The sequence below is a fragment of the Pseudomonas sp. NPDC087614 genome (assembly GCF_044743485.1).
Taxonomy (GTDB): Bacteria; Pseudomonadota; Gammaproteobacteria; order Pseudomonadales; family Pseudomonadaceae; genus Aquipseudomonas; species Aquipseudomonas baetica_A.
Map to the genome: position 1 here is coordinate 1 of NZ_JBIUWN010000036.1, position 17,902 is coordinate 17,902.

Below are 17,902 nucleotides of genomic sequence, written 5' to 3' on the forward strand. Positions count from 1 at the left end.
GCTTGCCCGGGTGGTATTTGCTCTGTTGAAAAACCAGAGCGAATACTCCCCTAAAGCGGTTTAGGGGCTAGGCATGAACCATAGAATCTCCCACACAATTTCTCACCCCTCCATCCGGCCTTCTGCCAGCCCCTGACTACACTGGAATTCGCCCCCAGACAAAAACCCTGACGCGCACACTGGACAGTCCGCGCCGGCAGGTTCACCTTAGGGGCGCTGTCGTCCAATTCCTAGAAAGTCTGGAGTCCTTATGTCGCTTACCCCTGAGCTGGTTGCCGAACTGGAAGTCCTCGCACTCTTCAACCTGGACAGTTCCCAGGAAGGTTTGAAAATTCATCAGACCGCTGCCCCGAAACACATCGCCGCTGCCAAACGCCTCTTCGAAAAAGAACTGACCGACCAGCCTGATGGCGGGTATCTGACCAGCCTGGGTCGCGATGCTGCGCAAAACGTGCAAACCGTGCTGACGATTCTGAGAGAGCAAGAAACCGCCTGACCCTCCCCGACTTTGCCCACGGGAACTCCTGCCACGGGATTTCCGCGGGCCCATCCGTTCGCCAGCCGTCACCTCGCGATATAAATCTGACGTCAAAAAACAAATTCAGCTTAAAAGTCCCTCTGTGCAAAGGCTAAACTGCCCCACATTCCGAGCCCCTTAACGTCCGAGCCCGCGAGCCGGTTTGAGCTGACATGACGCGCACCCACGAAATCCGCCCCGACCTGGACGAGGGAATTGACCGCAAGGTCCTCAGCCAACTGCGTGCGCGTTTTCTCAAACTCAATGAAGGTCGTCTGGGCCGCGCACTGGAAGGTCTGTCGACGCGCCAGCAAAGCGTGCTGACGCTGTTGCCGCTGTTCTTTCATGTCAATCATCCGCTGCTGCCGGGCTACGTTTCAGGCGGCACGCCGGCGGGCCTGTCCAATTACGAGCCAGACGCCAACGCCCTGGCCGAAGCCCAACGCCTGACCCGATCGTTCTCCTACAAGCCGCGCCACGGCAGTAATCCACCGCGCCCGATTCACGGCCTGTTCCTGATGGGCAGCCTCGGCACGCTGGCCCAGGCCGATCAGAGCGACATGGACGTGTGGGTCTGCCACGCGCCGGACCTGAACGAAAGCGAACTCGCCGAGTTGCGCAAAAAATGTCAGTTGCTGGAAACCTGGGCGGCTACCCAGGGCGCCGAGGCGCATTTTTTCCTGATCGATCCGGTCCGCTTCGTCAAAGGTGAGCGCGACACCCAGCTCAGTTCCGAAGACTGCGGCACCACTCAGCACTATCTGCTGCTGGACGAGTTCTACCGCACCGCAATCTGGCTGGCCGGGCGCACGCCAATCTGGTGGCTGGTGCCGGTTTACCAAGAAACGGCCTACGATACTTACACTCACACGCTGATTTCCAAGCGCTTCATCCGCGCCGACGAGACCCTCGACCTCGGACATCTGGCGACGATTCCGCCGGGGGAGTTCATCGGCGCCGGGTTGTGGCAGCTGTTCAAGGGCATCGAGTCACCCTACAAGTCGGTGCTCAAACTGCTGCTGACCGAGGTCTACGCCAGCGAACACCCCAAGGTGCATTGCCTGAGCCTGCGCTTCAAGCAAGCGGTGTTCGCCAACCGGCTGGATCTGGATGAACTGGACCCGTACATGGTCGTGTACCGGCGCATAGAGGAATACCTTACCGCCCGCAACGAGCCAGAGCGCCTGGAACTGGTGCGCCGAGCGCTGTACCTGAAGGTCAACCGCAAACTCACTGGCAATAGCCGCACTCAGAGCTGGCAGCGCGCCTTGCTCGAACGTCTGGCCAGCGAGTGGCATTGGGATCAACGGCAACTGGCGCTGCTCGATAGCCGTAGCCAGTGGAAAGTCCGTCAGGTCAGCGCCGAACGCCGGGCGCTGGTCAACGAGTTGAATTACAGCTATCGCTTCCTGACCCAGTTCGCCCGTACCGAACAGACCGTCAGCCTGATCAACAAACGCGACCTCAACGTTCTCGGTCGTCGTCTATATGCAGCCTTCGAGCGCAAGGCTGACAAGGTCGAGTTCATCAACCCCGGCATCGCCCCCGATCTGGCCGAAGACACCCTGACGCTGGTGCAGTCGCCGAACAAAAAAGAGCCGGGGCAAACCCAGTGGGGGTTGTACAACGGCAGCCTCACGGCACTTGAGTGGGAACACTTCGCGCCGATCAAGCGCAGTCGCCAGCTACTCGAACTGCTGACCTGGTGCCACCGCAACGGCGTGATTGACAGCAGTACCCGACTGGCCCTGCACCCGGGCACGAGTGACCTGAGCGAGTTCGAGCTGTTCAACCTGCTCGGCAGCCTGCAACAGAGCATCGCCCTGCCCTTGCCCACGGTGGCGGAAGAGCCCTTGCTGCGCGCCGCCGTGCCCGGCGAAGTGCTGATTCTGGTCAATGTCGGCGTCGACCCGCTCAAGCATCACCGTGACCTGAACATCGTGATGACCACCGAACGCACCGACTCGCTGAGCTACGCCGGGGTACGCGAAAACCTCGTGCTGACCCTCGATCAGGTCACGCTCAATAGCTGGAACGAAGTGCTGGTCAACCGCTTCGACGGCCCTCATGCGTTGCTTGATTGCCTGCGCGACTATCTCAACAACCTGCCTCGCGGGCCGATGCAACCGTCGCTGAAGGTGCGTTGTTTCTGCCACAACCGCGCGCAGTTCATCGCCCGCCGTGTTGAAGAAATCGTCGACACGGCACAGCATCTGTTGCTCAGCGAGTTGAATCACCGCTACCTGATTCAGGTGCAGCAGCACTATCACGTTCTGGAGTTGGTGCCCGGCCAGGTCAACCATGTCGCCCTTGCCACCCTGCCCGCCTTGCTCGACTACCTCGGCGAAGAACAGCCGAGCTACAGTCCGTTGCATCTGGACCCGATGGCGCTCGAGGAACATGACCTGGCGCTGATCCTGCCGATGGGTCAGCCCGAGTGCATTCAGGTGTTCTACCGGATCACCGAGCAACAGGCCGAGTTGTACGTGCTGGATGAGTTCAACGCATTGTGGCAACAACATTTGCCGTATCACGACGAACAGAGTCTGCTGGTGCCGCTGCAACGATTCCTGCAATCGATCCAGTTCCGGCGTGAAGCGGTGCTGCCGATGGATGCAGGCTCGGCTGCCAGCTTCGAGACGTTGTATTACCAGTTATTGCCGTCTGGCCCGGGACGGGCGCGGCGGGTCGAAGCGCGGCCAGCACCGCAGACACCGGTCAACAAACCGTTCTACGACGTGCAGGCAATTGTCGGCAAAGCCGCACCGGGGCAAGTGCAGGTCACGCTGTATTGCAATCAACGGGAATTCAGCGAGCTGGAACATGGCGACCAACTGTTCAGCGTGGTCGCCCGGGAAATCGTCGAACAGCGCCGCGAGACCGAGCGCTATCGCTGCTACATCACCGACCTGGACCTGTCGGGCCTGCTCGGTGATGGGCAAAGTTCAAGCAATCTGTATCTACGCTACAAGGCGGATCTGGAGCGCGCCCTGAACGAGGCGCTCGAACAGGTCTGAGGCAGGCTTATTCGCGGAAATCGCCGCCGTTGGCCGGCTGCGATTCGACTTCCAGCAAGGTCAGTTTCAGGGTCTTGCCACCGGGTGCCGGCCAGTCGATGTGCTGACCGACCTTCAGGCCCAGCAGCGCACTGCCAACCGGCGCCAGAATCGAGATCTTGCCTTCATCGGCGTTGGCATCCTTGGGATAGACCAACGTCAGGTGATAATCCTTGCCGCTGCTTTCTTCGCGGCAATGCACGCGGGAGTTCATCGTGACGACATCGGCAGGCACTTCTTCGTGGCTGACCAGGGTATCGGCGCGATCCAGTTCGGTTTGCAGCGCGATAACGCCCGGCAGCGTGTCGTCCAGGCTGTCGATCAGGCGCTCCAGACGCTGCACGTCCAGACGAGTAAGGGTGATGGAAGGTGCGGTCATGATCCGAGCAGACTCCTTTCTTCTGCACACAAAAAAAGCAAAACCCCGCCAAAAAAAGACGGGGTTTTCATCAGGCCTCGATGGGTTGAGGCGTGTTCGGACACTATCACAGCTCAAAAAATATACAAGTCACGCCCTTGTGGCGCGACGTTGCTGTGCCTGCGCGCAAATCACCCGCCGCCGCTCATCGTCTGCCGAACGCCACTCACGAATATCTTCGACATGCCGGAAACAGCCGAGGCAGACCTTTTGTTCGTCCAGCCGGCACACCCCGCTACACGGCGAAGGCACCGCCGGACTGATGTTGCTGTAGAGCGGCTTGGGCGGACGAACGGGAGCGGTGTCAGTCACGGAATCACAGACCTTCGAAGTCGAATTCGGCACCGGCCTGCTGCTTGACGATGCGCTCGAGCATTTCGCCCAACTGCTCTTCGCTCTTGTCGCACATCCAGCGCTCGCTCTCTTCGTCGTAGTCGAAGTGGAAACCACCGGACACGGCCGCCAGCCATAGCTGACGCAATGGCTCCTGACGACTGAAGATCAGCTGCGAGCCGTTTTCGAACTTGACGCTCAGCACGCCGGCCGAACTTTCCAGATCGATATCCAGGTCACTTTCATCAAAGATGTCTTCCAGTTTTTCCTGGGTTTCATCGACCAGATCGTGGAAACGGGCTTCGGACAAACTCATTGCGGCAACCTCAAAAAATGTCTGATCAGGCTCAAGCGCCGAAAGATACGGACGCCGCCGGCCGATTGCAAAGGATAACGACCAAGGACCAAACGCACTACCGGCGGGAGCGGGCTTGCTCGCGAAGAGGCCGGCAAGTTCAACCTGTTCTCGGCCTGACACACCGCTTTTGCGAGCGAACCCACTCCCACAGGGCATGATGCGTATCCGTGCCCCCGCCGGACGGGAACCCCGTCGCATAGGCAAGCTGCCGGGTGGCCGGTATACTCCGGCGCAATTAACGCATTTTCAAGGATTTCGCCATGAAGCGCCTGATCTCTTCCCTTGCTGCGCTCGTCGCGGTTGCCTGCCTCGTTTCGGCCTGTGGTCAAAAAGGCCCGCTGTACCTGCCGGATGACGATCAGGACCCGGCCGAGCAAGCCCAGTCTTCGCAAAAGCAGCCGTCCAAAGCACACAAGCACGACGTTTACCAATAAGGGATCGCCATGGACGCTTTTAACTACCGTGGCGGGGAGCTGTTCGCGGAAGGTGTGGCGCTGTCCGCCATCGCCGACCGTTTCGGTACGCCCACCTACGTTTATTCGCGCGCACACATCGAAGCCCAGTATCTGGCCTTCGCCGATGCGCTGGCCGGCATGCCGCACCTGGTCTGCTTTGCCGTCAAAGCCAACTCCAACCTCGGCGTTCTGAATGTCCTGGCCCGCCTCGGCGCCGGTTTCGACATCGTTTCGCGTGGGGAACTGGAGCGCGTACTCGCCGCTGGCGGCAGCCCCGACAAGATCGTGTTCTCCGGCGTTGGCAAAACCCGTGACGACATGCGTCGTGCCCTGGAAGTCGGCGTGCACTGCTTCAACGTCGAATCCACTGACGAACTCGAACGCCTGCAAGTCGTCGCCGCCGAGCTGGGCGTTCGCGCCCCGGTTTCGTTGCGTGTGAACCCGGACGTCGACGCCGGCACCCACCCGTACATTTCCACCGGTCTCAAAGAGAACAAGTTCGGCATCGCCATTGCCGACGCCGAAGACGTGTACGTGCGCGCCGCGCATCTGCCGAACCTGGAAGTGATCGGTGTCGATTGCCACATCGGCTCGCAACTGACGACGCTGCCGCCCTTCATCGACGCGCTCGATCGCCTGCTGGCTCTGGTCGACCGTCTCGGCGATTGCGGCATTCACCTGCGCCACATCGATCTCGGTGGTGGTTTGGGTGTGCGTTATCGCGATGAAGAGCCGCCATTGGCCGCTGACTACATCAAAGCCGTGCGCGAGCGCCTGGACGGTCGCGATCTGGCGCTGGTGTTCGAGCCGGGCCGTTTCATCGTCGCCAACGCTGGCGTGCTGCTGACGCAGGTCGAATACCTCAAGCATACCGAACACAAAGACTTCGCCATCGTCGACGCGGCCATGAACGACCTGATCCGCCCGGCGCTGTATCAGGCCTGGATGGACGTCACCGCCGTCAAACCACGCGACACGGCCGCGCGCAAGTACGACATCGTCGGCCCGATTTGCGAAACCGGCGACTTCCTCGCCAAGGACCGTGAGCTCGCGCTGGAAGAAGGCGACTTGCTGACCGTGCATTCGGCCGGTGCCTACGGCTTCGTGATGAGCTCCAACTACAACACCCGTGGCCGTGCCGCCGAAGTGTTGGTAGACGGTGACAAAGTATTTGAAGTGCGCCGCCGAGAAACCGTGGCCGAGCTGTTTGCCGGCGAAAGCCTGCTGCCGGAGTAACCCATGCTGCTGCGTTTTACCAAAATGCACGGCCTGGGCAATGACTTCATGGTTCTCGACCTGGTCAGCCAGCACGCGCACATTCAGCCCAAACACGCCAAGCAGTGGGGCGACAGGCACACCGGCATCGGTTTCGACCAGTTGCTGATCGTCGAAGCACCGAGCAATCCGGACGTGGATTTCCGCTACCGGATCTTCAATTCCGATGGCTCCGAAGTTGAGCAGTGCGGCAACGGTGCGCGCTGCTTCGCCCGCTTCGTGCTCGACAAGCGCCTGACCGCCAAACGCCAGATCCGCGTCGAGACCAAGGGCGGCATCATCGAACTGGACGTGCGTAACGACGGCCAGATCGGTGTGAACATGGGCGCTCCACGCCTGGTGCCGGCGGACATTCCGTTCGAAGCACCGGCGCAGGCTATCAGCTATCAGCTCGAAGTCGACGGCACCACGGTCGAACTGGCCGCCGTGTCGATGGGTAACCCACACGCCGTGCTGCGTGTGCAGGACATCAACAATGCACCGGTGCATGAACTGGGGCCGAAAATCGAACACCACCCGCGCTTCCCGGCGCGGGTCAATGTCGGTTTCCTCCAGGTCATCGACCGCCACCGCGCGCAGTTGCGCGTCTGGGAACGTGGCGCCGGGGAAACCCAGGCCTGCGGCACCGGCGCTTGTGCCGCGGCGGTTGCTGCAATCAGTCAGGGGTGGATGGATTCGCCGCTGTTGATCGACTTGCCCGGCGGGCGTCTGTCCATTGAATGGGCAGGCCCTGGCCAACCGGTGCTGATGACCGGTCCGGCAGTACGTGTATACGAAGGACAAGTGCGTCTTTGAGTGAGCAGAAGCCATGACCGATAAGCCTCAGGTACCCGCCCGACAGTCCGACGAATCAGCGTCCGAGAGCCTGGAGGCGGCAGCGGTTGCCGCATACCTTGAGGCTCATCCGGACTTCTTCGTCGAACACCAGGAACTGCTGCCGGCGATGCGCATTCCCCACCAACGCGGTGACACCGTGTCGCTGGTCGAACGCCAGATGACCATTCTGCGCGACCGCAACATCGAGATGCGTCATCGCCTTTCGCAGTTGATGGACGTCGCCCGCGACAACGACCGGCTGTTTGACAAGACCCGCCGCCTGATCCTCGCCCTGATGGACGCCAGCAGCCTCGAAGACGTGGTCATCTGCGTCGAAGACAGCCTGCGCCAGGACTTTCAGGTGCCTTTTGTCAGCCTCATCCTGCTTGGCGACAACCCGGCCCCGGTCGGCCGCTGGGTCAGCCACGCCGACGCGCAAACCGCCATCGGCGGCTTGCTCACCGAAGGCAAAAGTGTCAGCGGCACCCTGCGTGAACATGAGCTGGACTTCCTGTTTGGCGAAGAACAGCGCAAGCAGATCGGCTCCACCGCCGTGGTCGCCGTCAGCCATCAAGGTATCCACGGGATTCTGGCCATCGCCAGCCGCGACCCGCAGCATTACAAGAGTTCGGTCGGCACGCTGTTCTTAAGCTACATCGCCGAAGTCATGGGCCGCGTGCTGCCACGGGTCAACAGCTCCCTGCGCTCGGTCCGCTGAGCATGGAACGGCAACTGGACGCTTACTGCGAACACCTGCGCAGTGAGCGACAGGTGTCGCCGCACACGCTGTCGGCCTACCGCCGCGACCTCGATAAAGTGCTCGACTGGTGCATCAAGCAGAACATCGCCAGTTGGAGCGCGCTGGACATCCAGCGCCTGCGCAGCCTGGTCGCTCGCCTGCATTCACAGGGCCAGTCTTCGCGCAGTCTCGCCCGCTTGTTGTCGGCAGTGCGCGGGCTCTATCACTATCTCAATCGCGAAGGCCTTTGCGACCACGACCCGGCCACCGGTCTGGCGCCCCCGAAAGGCGAACGCCGCCTGCCGAAAACCCTCGACACCGACCGCGCACTGCAATTGCTTGAAGGCGCCGTTGAGGATGATTTTCTGGCACGGCGTGATCAGGCGATTCTGGAGTTGTTCTATTCCTCCGGCCTGCGCCTTTCCGAGCTGACCGGGCTCAATCTCGATCAGCTCGACCTCGCCGACGGCATGGTCCAAGTGCGCGGCAAGGGCAGCAAAACCCGTTTGCTGCCGGTGGGTAAAAAGGCCCGCGAAGCACTGGAGCACTGGCTGCCGTTGCGGGCGATGACCAACCCCGCTGACGACGCCGTGTTCGTCAGCCAGCAAGGCCGGCGCCTTGGCCCGCGAGCGATTCAGGTGCGGGTCAAACTCGCCGGCGAACGCGAACTGGGGCAGAACCTGCATCCGCACATGCTGCGGCACTCCTTCGCCAGCCACTTGCTGGAATCCTCGCAGGATCTGCGCGCGGTGCAGGAACTGCTCGGCCACTCGGACATCAAGACCACGCAGATCTACACCCATCTGGACTTCCAGCACCTGGCGGCGGTCTACGACAGTGCCCATCCACGGGCCAAACGCATGAAAGGCGATGATTCATGAGCATTCAGTTGATCACCTTCGACCTCGACGACACCCTGTGGGATACCGCTCCGGTGATCGCCAGCGCCGAAGCGGTTTTACGCGAATGGTTGAGCGAACACGCACCGAATCTGGGCGCGCTGCCGGTGGAACACTTGTGGTCGATCCGCGAGCGGGTGCTGGCCAATGAACCGGGCCTCAAACACCGCATCAGCGCGCTGCGTCGGCGAGTGCTGTTCCATGCCCTGGAAGAAGCGGGATACACCCACGGCGAAGCCTCGGTTCTGGCGGACAAGAGTTTTGAAGTGTTTCTGCATGCGCGGCATCAGATCGAAGTGTTTCCCGAGGTCGAGCCGGTGCTGGAGATTCTCGCCAACCATTACGCCCTCGGCGTGGTCACCAACGGCAATGCCGATGTGCGTCGTTTAGGGCTGGCGGATTACTTCAAGTTCGCGCTGTGCGCCGAGGACATCGGCATTGCCAAACCAGATGCGCGGCTGTTTCACGAAGCCTTGCAGCGTGGTGGCGTGAGCGCTGAGGTGGCCGTACACATTGGCGATCATCCAGGCGACGACATCGCCGGGGCGCAGCAAGCGGGATTACGCGCGGTATGGTTCAACCCAACGGGCAAAGTCTGGGAAGCGGAGCATTTGCCGGATGCCGAAATTCGCAGCCTGACTGATTTGCCGGCGGTGCTCGCACGCTGGAATGCTTCCTCAAATTGACACACCGCATTCGCGAGCAAGCCCGCTCCCGCCAGGGATAGCGGCGCACCCAAAAAACTTTATTTCAGACATGAAAAAGCCCGCAGCGACGGCGGGCTTTTTCAGCAAGCAAGCGGCACGCCTCAGATAGGGCGGCTGCCGTACTTGTTGTCCGGCTTCTTGGGCGGATCGGCGACCACATTGGCCTCCACTTCCTGCACTTTTCCGCCTCGCGACAGGAACTCTTCCATAGCCTTGGCCAGGGCGTCGCGCTCCTTGTTCTTGGCTTCAATGCTCGGCAACTCGTCAACCGACACCGCTGCCTTGGCTTTGCCTTTGGCAGCCGGGGCCGGCGTATCGTCACCGCCATCGTCGTCAGCAACGTCTTCCGCTGCTGCTTCCAGGCCTTCCTCGGCCTCGTCTTCGTCGCCTACTTCGAGGTCGTCGTTTTCCAGATCATCGTCGCTCATGTTCTACCTCATGACTTGCGAAAAGCAGATTAGTTATAGACCAGCTTTGGCAACTGTCGAAAGTCGCCGTTAAAAAATCATTCGCCGCTGCTGATCAGCGGCTATGCCCCTTCACCGTGCAAGGTGGCAAGGACTTTACGGGCACCGCCATGATCACGGTGCTCGCCCAGATAAACGCCTTGCCAGGTGCCCAGTGCCAGTCGACCTGCCGAAACCGGCAGACTGATCTGGCAACCCAGCACGCTGGCCTTGAAGTGCGCCGGGAGGTCGTCCAGGCCTTCGTCGTTATGCTCATAGCCGTCTGTTCCTTGTGGGATCAGACGATTGAAAAATCGTTCGAAGTCGCGACGGACCGCCGGATCGGCGTTCTCGTTGATGGTCAACGACGCCGAGGTATGTTGCAGCCACAGATGCAAAAGACCGACCCGGCACGCCTTGAGTTCAGGCAGGCCATTGATCAACTCGTCCGTCACCAGATGAAAGCCCCGGGGTCGCGCCCGCAGGGTTATCAGAGTCTGCTGCCACATACAGTTCTCCGCACGTTCGGGGCGCATTCTAGCGCGCTCTGGGAAAAAACAAAGGCCCTAATATTCCTGCAATGGTGTAAGCCATTGCCCGCAGAAAAACACCCTTCATAAACGCGACAAAAGCCGTACGAAAAATCCTTTCAGCTTGTCCTTAAATGACAAATCCCAGACAAAAAAATGCCCGGCGAACCGGGCAAGTTTTTGAGTGCGCGTACTTACAGGTTGTAGCCGCGTTCGTTGTGTTGTGCCAGATCCAGGCCCACCGACTCTTCTTCGTCGGTCACACGCAGACCCATCACGGCGTCCAGTACCTTGAGGATGATGTAAGTGACGATCGCGGTGTAGATCACCGTGAAGCCGACGCCTTTGCACTGAATCCATACTTGAGCGGCGATGTCGGTGACGGTGCCGAAGCCACCCAGCGACGGTGCAGCGAACACACCGGTGAGGATCGCGCCGAGAATACCGCCGATACCGTGTACGCCGAACGCATCCAGGGAGTCGTCATAACCGAGTTTGCGTTTCAGGGTGGTGGCGCAGAAGAAGCACACCACACCCGCCGCCAGACCAATGACCAGTGCGCCCATCGGGCCCACGGTGCCGGCAGCCGGAGTGATCGCAACCAGACCGGCCACCACACCCGAGGCAATGCCCAGTGCGCTAGGTTTGCCGTGGGTGATCCACTCGGCGAACATCCAGCCCAGCGCCGCCGCAGCGGTAGCGATCTGAGTGACCAGCATCGCCATGCCGGCGGTGCCGTTGGCCGCCGCAGCGGAACCGGCGTTGAAGCCGAACCAGCCGAACCACAGCATCGCCGCGCCCATCAGGGTGTAACCGAGGTTGTGCGGAGCCATTGGAGTGGTCGGGAAGCCTTTGCGTTTGCCCAGCACCAGGCACGCCACGAGACCTGCGATACCGGCGTTGATATGCACAACGGTGCCGCCAGCGAAGTCGAGTACGCCCCAGTCCCACAGCAGGCCGCCGTTACCGGACCAGACCATATGTGCGATCGGCGCATAAACGAGGGTGAACCACACGCCCATGAAGATCAGCATCGCGGAGAACTTCATCCGCTCGGCGAACGCACCGACGATCAGCGCCGGGGTGATGATTGCGAAGGTCATCTGGAAGGTGATGAACACCGCCTCAGGGAACAGCGCGGCCGGGCCGGTCAGGCTGTCAGGCGTAACGCCAGCGAGGAACGCTTTGCCCATGCCGCCGAAGAACGAGTTGAAGTTGACGACGCCCTGCTCCATGCCGGTGGTGTCGAACGCAATGCTGTAGCCATAAATGACCCACAGGATGCTGATCAGACCGGTAATGGCGAAGCACTGCATCATCACGGAAAGAATGTTTTTGGAGCGAACCATGCCGCCGTAGAACAGCGCCAGGCCCGGGATGGTCATGAACAGCACGAGGGCTGTCGAGGTGAGCATCCAGGCCGTGTCGCCGGAATTGAGGACTGGGGCCGCCACTTCGTCTGCCGCCATTGCAAGGCTTGGCATTACGATGGACAACAGGGCTCCTAGCCCTGCGAGTTTACGCAGAGTCATATTGTTTTCTCCTGGGGCGTTGGGGTTTGTGGCGGCTTAAATCGCGTCGGTATCGGTTTCGCCGGTACGGATACGAATCGCCTGTTCCAGATTGACCACGAAGATCTTGCCGTCACCGATCTTGCCGGTGTTGGCCGCCTTGGTTATCGCCTCGATAACGCGATCCAGATCCTTGTCGTCGATGGCCACGTCGATTTTCACCTTGGGCAGAAAATCGACCACATATTCCGCGCCGCGATACAGCTCGGTGTGACCCTTCTGCCGGCCGAAGCCTTTGACTTCAGTAACGGTAATGCCCTGCACGCCGATTTCGGACAGCGACTCGCGCACGTCGTCCAACTTGAACGGCTTGATGATGGCAGTGACTAGCTTCATGAAACTTTCTCCCGAATTGGTGGACTTGCCCCAGGAAAACAAACCCGACTCAAGTCTAAGCGCAGTGCCTGGCTTTGTAACGCATCGTCGGCCTTACCTGCCCGACTGACGCCAGCTAACCGCTGCTGACGAAACTCCCCGCTCCGCCTGCCGCACTGCATTCGTCACAGCGACTGCATCAGTGCATGGGTCACAGGTCACTAAGCAGAAACCTTGCCATCTCGCCAAAACCCACTGATTTCAATTGCTTGGCCGCTGTCGCAAGCACCTTCGTGCAAAAGGCCATGCGGATACGCACAATAACAGTGCGTCGCCATCTATCCCCTTGCGCGAAAAGCGTGCATCCCTGCCTGCGAGATTGACTATAGACACTGCGTGATACACTGCCGGCCATTGTTTCCAGGACATTCACCATGCTCGCGCCCAAAGACTTCCTCGACGCCCTGAGCGGCACCGCCTCCCGCCTGTTCAGCGGCGACACCCCGCTGCCGAAAGCCGAAATCGAAAGCCAGTTCAAGATGCTGTTGCAAAGTGCCTTCAGCAAACTCGATCTGGTCAGCCGTGAAGAGTTTGATAGTCAGATGGTGGTGCTGGCCCGCACTCGCGCTCGCCTCGAGAGCCTCGAAGCGAAGGTGGCCGAGATGGAAGCGAAGCTGACGCCGCCCGAGCAATAACAGGCTGCTGTCTGCCCCGCGTCAAGTTTGGAGGCGGGGACAGAACGCGGTCAGGTCAGTTGATGCAGTAGAGCTTCGAAAGCAAGTAATCGACCATGACCTTTAGCTTCTGCGAACCATGCCGGTTCGGCTGATACAGCAACCAGGCCATGCCTTGCGATGCTCCCGAATAACGCCAGTGGGGCAGAACCGAATACAGACGTTTGTCCCTCAGCGCCTGCTCAGCGATCGCTGACGGCACACAGGCAATACCCAAGTCACTCAGGGTTGCCTCGAGAACGGCCTCACTGTCATTTGAACAGTAACGTCCGCGCACACTGATTTGAACACTGTCGTCACCGTTAACAAACGCCCATTTTTCGCCTTCAAGATTATCGGCCATCACAATACAGCTGTGCTCGGCCAGCTCCGTAGGGTGAAGCGGTATCCCATACTCGGCGATATAGTCGGGCGATGCGCAGAGGGTGTAGCCGACATTGAAAAGCTTGCGCCCGATCAAGCCCAGAGGCGGTGAATCAGTAATCCGGATACTCAGATCAATCTCGTTTGAAATGAGGTTCAGCTCCGAATTATCAAATATGAATTGAACATTAATATCCGGGTACTTTTTCAGAAACTCCGGCATCAGTTGGATGCAGATATTATTCATCATCTTCGGCGCGGAAATCCTGATAAGCCCCTGCGGACGCACCAACTCTTCCTTCAACTCAAAGACTCTCGACGACGAATGCAATAGCGCTCGGCAATGAGAATAAATCTTCACGCCATCTTCGTTGACTTTCAGCTGACGGGTACTACGCTCCAGCAAACGCATTGACAACGCTTCTTCCAACTTTGAAATCTGTCGGCTCACGGCTGAAGCTGACACACCAAGTTTAGTGGAGGCGTCAATAAAACTACCCATTTCAACAACAACTGCGAATGCAGCCATGCAGGGCAGCATGTCGATATGAACCTTATGCATATAGTTATTCTCAATCCTTCGGGAAGATATTTTATTATCTCTAGACTGAAAAACCATGAGCAAGGCACAGGCATTCAGCCATAACTATAGACAGCAAATGACAACAATGAAGTCTTCGTCGACTGACAACTTTCAATAAAAAACTATCATCTTTATTATAGTAAGCTCCGCCCCCCCCACTTGCAGGCTAATGAACAAAAAATGGGGGGAGGGGAGGATAATTCTTTTACAACAGGCCTATCACTGGACCGGAATATATTTAATCACTTGCAAACGTTTGCGTTCCTCCTTGAAAAAATCAATGAAACAGATGAAGAATAATGGCCCCGACCAACACCAGGCATATACCAGTCACCTGAATGGGCATCAGTCGCTCTTTGAAGAAAAGGTATCCCAATACCGCGGCAATGCCCCCTGACAAAGTGCTGATAACTGTCACCACAGACACTGAACCGTGGATAGCGCCAAATGAGAACGCTGAAAAGCCACCCAGGTTTAATAAGCTCGCGCTGGTCAGCGTGCCGAAGCTTTTGGCTGGCGGCAACTTCAAGCCTGAGTCGACTTTCAATACCATAAAGAACAGGATGAACAAACCCACCGCATAGCCCAACCACAACATGCTAATAGGACCTAACAACGGCAGCGTGTATTTACCTTGAATCCAGAAACTTGTGCCATACAAGATGGCTGCGAGCAATCCATAAATGATCGACGCTTTGTTCTTGCGCTTAAGTTCGCCCTCGGCACTGTCATGTGCACTGGTGAGCAGGACACCAATCACGCAAACCGCGATACCCACAAACTGAGTGAGCACAATAATATCGCCGCTCGCCCATGCCAAGGCAGTGGTGAATACGCCGTAAGAGGTCACGAGTGGCGCAACGATTGCAGCCTTGCCCAACGCGAACGCCTTTGACAGCGCCAGTGCCCCTGCTACCGTGAACAGGGCGGCTATACCTCCCAGAAACCAGACTTGTGCAGGCGCGGACATCGACTTGACCAGATAGGCGGGGTAGATGAGCAACAGCGCACTCATCAAAATGAACCCAAGTGCCTGACCAAAAAAAACAGCTCGCTTGACACCGACGGCCCGAGCGTTCAATCCGACCAGGAAGTCCGTTCCGCCCCAAAACAAAGCAGCAACAAAGCCCATCAATATGTCCACAGCAAGTCCTTTTTATTGGATCCAGTTCCCAGCCGCAAAATAGACTGATTCCAATAAAAAAGTCAAACTTTTGCTTCAGCCGCACTTTTAGTTAGTCTATTTTCTGGCCTTGTTGAATACTGAACCCAAAGATTCAACATCGGCGTAGTCATGACAGTCGAGAATAAGGCCAGCACCAATAAAACACTGTAAGTGGTGACCGAAAGAATACCTAACTGAAGGCCTATACTTAGCACCACTAGTTCTACCAGCCCTTTGGTATTCATTAACACGCCGACCTCCAGTGAGGTCGACGGTTTAAGTCCGCTGAGCCTGCCACCCAAGTAAGATCCACCGATCTTCCCAATAAAAGAGCCCAGTATGAAGATCGCCAGCCATCCCCAGATACTACCCTGCGAAAAGGCACCAAAAGAAGCTTGAAGTCCGGAACAGGCAAAGAACAGCGGTGTCAGAAACAGACTGGAAAACTTACCAACCGTTTGGCTCCACTGCTGCTCGAGTCCAGGCATCTTGCAGAAAACATACGCGGCCACGATGGCGCCGATGGCTTGGTGAAACCCCAGCCTCCCCGTAATTTCCGCACTGATCAGACAATAACAAAAGGCCAGTGTGATTCTGAGTTGAAGACTTCCGGCTGCGGAGCCAAACTGAATTCTTAATACCAAGGGTCTTACAAGGTAGAAAGACACTAAGAAGAATCCCAGCAATGCCAAAGTCTTTATCAGAGACTGCAGGACATCGGTCTCGCTCATGGAGTGAAACGCCACCAGAAGCGCAACGCCCAGCCAGGCAAAAATATCCGTATAGATTGCCGATGACAACGCATAGGAAGCTGAGTCGGCCTGTATTTTTCTGGTGTCGGCGATGATTCGGACCAACACGGGAAGCGCAGTCACGGACAAGGCCAATCCACAAAACAGAATGTAGGACCAAAATCCCTTATCCGGTGCCAAGGCCGCTTTCGAAACAATCGCGATCGCACAACCAATAACGAATGAAGCCAGCATTCCGAACAGGGCAATGGTAATGGGAGCCAGCCTGGATACCGGACGATCGGCTGTTTGTCCAACGGGGGCATGCCAGGCGATCTCAAACATCAGCAGTACCAGGCCCAACTCGGCCAGTACCTTCAAATTACTCAGTGAATCCGTATTGAACAGAAACCCGGACACCGCTGGAGACAGTGCACCTAATACGGAAGACCCCAGCAGCAGTCCCGCAGCGATTTCTCCTATCACGCGACTTTGCCCAAACATCTCGGCCAATCGTCCGAGCAGGATTGCGACCACTAATATCAGACAAACCTGAAGCATCCAATGCGACATACACTCTCCTGGAACTACCTGGGTACTTGACCTGTTGAATCACGCGAGCTTGGCGGTCGCCGACAGGCAACCGCGGCGGCCCTATTCAGATGTATTGCAGACGCAGGGTTTCGTGGACGATTCTGGAATGTTCCGCGAGAACCTTTGGATCCTCATGCACGAGATAGACAAACCCCCAGGTGGACAGAAAGTCCTGAGTGTCCTGCACGTGATCGCCTTCTTTTACCAATAAGTTGATGTCGTGAACCGAAGACAGTTTTGACACCACGTCCAAGCCATCAATTACCTGGATCTGACCCGCCTCAGCGTTGATCAGGCAGCAAATACAGAAATGCTTTTGGTAATGCACCTGCGACAGCGCACGATCCGCCTGGCCAAGAAAGATATTCAGATTCAAGTCATAACAATTGAGACCCGTGCACGCCTCAATGAGCGAAGGCACATTGGCGCCTGGCAAGCGGCCGTTCTGCTCAATGATGAAATGGCCTTTTTCGTTGATCTTGAACTCGACATCGTTGATCCCGAAATCGACATCAAGCGCCTCGTTCACTTGCTTGATATAGCTGAAAGCCTGAAGTGCCTGCTCACTCAGGGGCGGAAGGGATCGTATGTTTTTGTAGATGCTTGGGTTGTTTCCGATGCTGATTTTTTCGTACTCGGCGAAGCACAATATCTGCTTTTTCTCGCCTTTTCCAAAGTTCGCCGTGGCAATAAAAAACTCAGGGCCTTCAATAAACTCTTCAATGAGCGCCCCTCGTTCCTCATCAACATGTCCGTCATTGGCCGACTCGATCGCCGCCAGTGCCTTATAGACCTCGCCCCGGTTGTGGCAGACCTTGACGTTTTTCGCCCCCGTACCCTGACTGGGCTTAACAACCGCCGGGAATTGGAGTTCCGGCAATTCGCCCCTGATCATCTGATCGAGCGAAACCTGCACGGACTGAGTTGCGGGCACCTCACGCAACCTCAGTTGCTGTTTCATGGAGAACTTATTGGCGCGCGCCTGACGAGTCGACACCGGGTTGCCGACCAGAGAAAAATGGTGCGCAAGGCGATCGGTGAACTTCAGCGCAGAATCAGACCCAGGAATGATCGCCTGAACATTAAGGCCGCTGAGTTTTTCAACCGCCTCATCAAAGTCATAGGCCTTGATGGAATCGCTAAATCCTTCACAACTGTGCAAACGATCAAGATTCCCGGGGAAGCGATCACGCGTCGTCAGTGCGATGGAGCGGAACCCTTTTTTGGAAATTTCGAGGCCATAACGCCTCCCGGAACTCACCGGATCAATGACAACAATCGAGGGACGGGACGTCAT

At 57.8% G+C, this 17,902-nt stretch carries 20 protein-coding genes; 9 read left to right on the forward strand and 11 right to left on the reverse strand.

Annotated elements, in window-relative coordinates:
* The first annotated feature begins 250 nt into the window (after nucleotides 1-250).
* Together ACIOWA_RS15075 and ACIOWA_RS15080 are read left to right on the forward strand one after the other, a co-directional pair.
* Nucleotides 251-496 (forward strand): TIGR02647 family protein, encoded by a 246-nt coding sequence (locus ACIOWA_RS15075; protein WP_003229392.1) that lies wholly within the window; start codon nucleotides 251-253, stop codon nucleotides 494-496.
* A 194-nt stretch (nucleotides 497-690) separates the two neighbouring features.
* A complete protein-coding gene (locus ACIOWA_RS15080) occupies nucleotides 691-3,534 on the forward strand; it encodes a class I adenylate cyclase (RefSeq protein WP_401160495.1) in 2,844 nt (947 codons plus the stop codon).
* 7 nt (nucleotides 3,535-3,541) lie between these two features.
* Here ACIOWA_RS15080 and rnk read toward each other — a convergent pair whose 3' ends face one another.
* The 3 genes from rnk to cyaY form a co-directional block, all read right to left on the reverse strand.
* A complete protein-coding gene (gene rnk / locus ACIOWA_RS15085; protein WP_221730835.1) occupies nucleotides 3,542-3,952 on the reverse strand; it encodes a nucleoside diphosphate kinase regulator in 411 nt (136 codons plus the stop codon).
* Nucleotides 3,953-4,081: 129 nt separating this feature from the next.
* Complete coding sequence (locus ACIOWA_RS15090) at nucleotides 4,082-4,303, reverse strand: DUF1289 domain-containing protein (protein ID WP_339430477.1); 222 nt, start codon at nucleotides 4,301-4,303, stop codon at nucleotides 4,082-4,084.
* 4 nt (nucleotides 4,304-4,307) lie between these two features.
* Nucleotides 4,308-4,640 carry an iron donor protein CyaY gene (gene cyaY / locus ACIOWA_RS15095; RefSeq protein WP_339430478.1) on the reverse strand — a complete coding sequence of 111 codons (333 nt, stop codon included), beginning with the start codon at nucleotides 4,638-4,640 and terminating at the stop codon, nucleotides 4,308-4,310.
* A gap of 302 nt (nucleotides 4,641-4,942) precedes the next feature.
* On the opposite strand from cyaY, the gene ACIOWA_RS15100 reads away from it, so the two are divergent.
* The 6 genes from ACIOWA_RS15100 to ACIOWA_RS15125 are packed head-to-tail and all read left to right on the forward strand — an operon-like array spanning nucleotide 4,943 to nucleotide 9,552.
* On the forward strand, nucleotides 4,943-5,116 hold the full coding sequence (locus ACIOWA_RS15100) for a lipoprotein (RefSeq protein ID WP_007911098.1): 174 nt from the start codon (nucleotides 4,943-4,945) through the stop codon (nucleotides 5,114-5,116).
* Nucleotides 5,117-5,125: 9 nt separating this feature from the next.
* Nucleotides 5,126-6,373 (forward strand): diaminopimelate decarboxylase, encoded by a 1,248-nt coding sequence (gene lysA / locus ACIOWA_RS15105; RefSeq protein ID WP_339430479.1) that lies wholly within the window; start codon nucleotides 5,126-5,128, stop codon nucleotides 6,371-6,373.
* Nucleotides 6,374-6,376: 3 nt separating this feature from the next.
* Nucleotides 6,377-7,207: a diaminopimelate epimerase gene (gene dapF, locus ACIOWA_RS15110; RefSeq protein WP_339430480.1), complete on the forward strand. Its 831-nt coding sequence runs from the start codon at nucleotides 6,377-6,379 to the stop codon at nucleotides 7,205-7,207.
* Between the two features lie 13 nt (nucleotides 7,208-7,220).
* Nucleotides 7,221-7,946 carry a DUF484 family protein gene (locus ACIOWA_RS15115; RefSeq protein WP_221730839.1) on the forward strand — a complete coding sequence of 242 codons (726 nt, stop codon included), beginning with the start codon at nucleotides 7,221-7,223 and terminating at the stop codon, nucleotides 7,944-7,946.
* A 2-nt stretch (nucleotides 7,947-7,948) separates the two neighbouring features.
* On the forward strand, nucleotides 7,949-8,848 hold the full coding sequence (gene xerC / locus ACIOWA_RS15120; protein WP_339464641.1) for a tyrosine recombinase XerC: 900 nt from the start codon (nucleotides 7,949-7,951) through the stop codon (nucleotides 8,846-8,848).
* Nucleotides 8,845-9,552: an HAD family hydrolase gene (locus ACIOWA_RS15125; protein WP_401160499.1), complete on the forward strand. Its 708-nt coding sequence runs from the start codon at nucleotides 8,845-8,847 to the stop codon at nucleotides 9,550-9,552. Before xerC ends, ACIOWA_RS15125 begins: the two co-directional genes overlap by 4 nt.
* 122 nt (nucleotides 9,553-9,674) lie before the next feature.
* On the opposite strand, the gene sutA is transcribed toward ACIOWA_RS15125, so the two are convergent.
* From sutA to glnK, 4 genes are all read right to left on the reverse strand, one after another.
* Entirely contained in the window at nucleotides 9,675-10,001 is a 327-nt protein-coding gene (sutA, locus tag ACIOWA_RS15130; protein ID WP_007920420.1) for a transcriptional regulator SutA, read from the reverse strand.
* A 101-nt stretch (nucleotides 10,002-10,102) separates the two neighbouring features.
* Entirely contained in the window at nucleotides 10,103-10,528 is a 426-nt protein-coding gene (locus ACIOWA_RS15135; protein ID WP_221730842.1) for a secondary thiamine-phosphate synthase enzyme YjbQ, read from the reverse strand.
* Between the two features lie 215 nt (nucleotides 10,529-10,743).
* Complete coding sequence (locus tag ACIOWA_RS15140) at nucleotides 10,744-12,081, reverse strand: ammonium transporter (RefSeq protein WP_401160501.1); 1,338 nt, start codon at nucleotides 12,079-12,081, stop codon at nucleotides 10,744-10,746.
* Between the two features lie 36 nt (nucleotides 12,082-12,117).
* Nucleotides 12,118-12,456 (reverse strand): P-II family nitrogen regulator, encoded by a 339-nt coding sequence (gene glnK / locus ACIOWA_RS15145; protein WP_002555808.1) that lies wholly within the window; start codon nucleotides 12,454-12,456, stop codon nucleotides 12,118-12,120.
* Between the two features lie 413 nt (nucleotides 12,457-12,869).
* On the opposite strand from glnK, the gene ACIOWA_RS15150 reads away from it, so the two are divergent.
* Complete coding sequence (locus ACIOWA_RS15150; RefSeq protein WP_401160503.1) at nucleotides 12,870-13,130, forward strand: accessory factor UbiK family protein; 261 nt, start codon at nucleotides 12,870-12,872, stop codon at nucleotides 13,128-13,130.
* A gap of 55 nt (nucleotides 13,131-13,185) precedes the next feature.
* Here ACIOWA_RS15150 and ACIOWA_RS15155 read toward each other — a convergent pair whose 3' ends face one another.
* The 4 genes from ACIOWA_RS15155 to ACIOWA_RS15170 form a co-directional block, all read right to left on the reverse strand.
* Nucleotides 13,186-14,094: a LysR family transcriptional regulator gene (locus ACIOWA_RS15155; RefSeq protein ID WP_401160505.1), complete on the reverse strand. Its 909-nt coding sequence runs from the start codon at nucleotides 14,092-14,094 to the stop codon at nucleotides 13,186-13,188.
* Between the two features lie 298 nt (nucleotides 14,095-14,392).
* Nucleotides 14,393-15,247, reverse strand: a complete 855-nt coding sequence (locus tag ACIOWA_RS15160; RefSeq protein ID WP_401160546.1) for an EamA family transporter — start codon at nucleotides 15,245-15,247, stop codon at nucleotides 14,393-14,395.
* 74 nt (nucleotides 15,248-15,321) lie between these two features.
* Nucleotides 15,322-16,584 carry a cation:proton antiporter gene (locus ACIOWA_RS15165; RefSeq protein WP_401160507.1) on the reverse strand — a complete coding sequence of 421 codons (1,263 nt, stop codon included), beginning with the start codon at nucleotides 16,582-16,584 and terminating at the stop codon, nucleotides 15,322-15,324.
* 85 nt (nucleotides 16,585-16,669) lie between these two features.
* On the reverse strand, nucleotides 16,670-17,902 hold the full coding sequence (locus ACIOWA_RS15170; protein WP_401160509.1) for an ATP-grasp domain-containing protein: 1,233 nt from the start codon (nucleotides 17,900-17,902) through the stop codon (nucleotides 16,670-16,672).

What these genes read in the sequence shown, in the direction of transcription:
- ACIOWA_RS15075 (WP_003229392.1), top strand. Translation starts at nt 251, where the DNA reads ATGTCGCTTACCCCTGAGCTGGTTGCCGAACTGGAAGTCCTCGCACTC.
- ACIOWA_RS15080 (WP_401160495.1), top strand. Translation starts at nt 691, where the DNA reads ATGACGCGCACCCACGAAATCCGCCCCGACCTGGACGAGGGAATTGAC.
- rnk (WP_221730835.1), bottom strand. Translation starts at nt 3,952, where the DNA reads ATGACCGCACCTTCCATCACCCTTACTCGTCTGGACGTGCAGCGTCTG.
- cyaY (WP_339430478.1), bottom strand. Translation starts at nt 4,640, where the DNA reads ATGAGTTTGTCCGAAGCCCGTTTCCACGATCTGGTCGATGAAACCCAG.
- ACIOWA_RS15100 (WP_007911098.1), top strand. Translation starts at nt 4,943, where the DNA reads ATGAAGCGCCTGATCTCTTCCCTTGCTGCGCTCGTCGCGGTTGCCTGC.
- lysA (WP_339430479.1), top strand. Translation starts at nt 5,126, where the DNA reads ATGGACGCTTTTAACTACCGTGGCGGGGAGCTGTTCGCGGAAGGTGTG.
- dapF (WP_339430480.1), top strand. Translation starts at nt 6,377, where the DNA reads ATGCTGCTGCGTTTTACCAAAATGCACGGCCTGGGCAATGACTTCATG.
- ACIOWA_RS15115 (WP_221730839.1), top strand. Translation starts at nt 7,221, where the DNA reads ATGACCGATAAGCCTCAGGTACCCGCCCGACAGTCCGACGAATCAGCG.
- xerC (WP_339464641.1), top strand. Translation starts at nt 7,949, where the DNA reads ATGGAACGGCAACTGGACGCTTACTGCGAACACCTGCGCAGTGAGCGA.
- ACIOWA_RS15125 (WP_401160499.1), top strand. Translation starts at nt 8,845, where the DNA reads ATGAGCATTCAGTTGATCACCTTCGACCTCGACGACACCCTGTGGGAT.
- sutA (WP_007920420.1), bottom strand. Translation starts at nt 10,001, where the DNA reads ATGAGCGACGATGATCTGGAAAACGACGACCTCGAAGTAGGCGACGAA.
- ACIOWA_RS15135 (WP_221730842.1), bottom strand. Translation starts at nt 10,528, where the DNA reads ATGTGGCAGCAGACTCTGATAACCCTGCGGGCGCGACCCCGGGGCTTT.
- ACIOWA_RS15140 (WP_401160501.1), bottom strand. Translation starts at nt 12,081, where the DNA reads ATGACTCTGCGTAAACTCGCAGGGCTAGGAGCCCTGTTGTCCATCGTA.
- glnK (WP_002555808.1), bottom strand. Translation starts at nt 12,456, where the DNA reads ATGAAGCTAGTCACTGCCATCATCAAGCCGTTCAAGTTGGACGACGTG.
- ACIOWA_RS15150 (WP_401160503.1), top strand. Translation starts at nt 12,870, where the DNA reads ATGCTCGCGCCCAAAGACTTCCTCGACGCCCTGAGCGGCACCGCCTCC.
- ACIOWA_RS15155 (WP_401160505.1), bottom strand. Translation starts at nt 14,094, where the DNA reads ATGCATAAGGTTCATATCGACATGCTGCCCTGCATGGCTGCATTCGCA.
- ACIOWA_RS15160 (WP_401160546.1), bottom strand. Translation starts at nt 15,247, where the DNA reads ATGGGCTTTGTTGCTGCTTTGTTTTGGGGCGGAACGGACTTCCTGGTC.
- ACIOWA_RS15165 (WP_401160507.1), bottom strand. Translation starts at nt 16,584, where the DNA reads ATGTCGCATTGGATGCTTCAGGTTTGTCTGATATTAGTGGTCGCAATC.
- ACIOWA_RS15170 (WP_401160509.1), bottom strand. Translation starts at nt 17,902, where the DNA reads ATGACGTCCCGTCCCTCGATTGTTGTCATTGATCCGGTGAGTTCCGGG.